This is a genomic window from Chryseobacterium sp. CH21 (assembly GCF_004119445.1).
Classification (GTDB): Bacteria; Bacteroidota; Bacteroidia; order Flavobacteriales; family Weeksellaceae; genus Chryseobacterium.
Genome location: NZ_QICI01000077.1, coordinates 1 through 286, shown reverse-complemented (window position 1 = coordinate 286; position 286 = coordinate 1). Strand labels below are relative to the sequence as shown.

At 36.7% G+C, this 286-nt stretch carries 1 pseudogene; it reads right to left on the bottom strand.

Annotation, left to right across the window (positions count from 1 at the left end):
* Nucleotides 1-146: 146 nt before the first annotated feature.
* Nucleotides 147-286, bottom strand: a pseudogene (locus BOQ62_RS24320) (aspartate kinase); the annotation flags it as partial.

Sequence of the window (286 nt, the reverse complement as noted above, 5' to 3'; positions counted from 1 at the left end):
GATTGTCAATTTCTCCTTGAGCATTTCTGCAGATGTAACCTTGCGTAATAAATAAGGTTTCTTCAGGATATTTTGCAATTTCAAGAGCTGCCTGTTTTTTGATTTCCTCAATATTGGGTTCCTTATCTTCATCAATTACCATGAAATCCCAGTAGCGAAGCAGTATAATCAGACCCACCTCTTTGCAGATTGTCAATTTCTCCTTGAGCATTTCTGCAGATGTAACCTTGCGTAATAAATAAGGTTTCTTCAGGATATTTTGCAATTTCAAGAGCTGCCTGTTTTT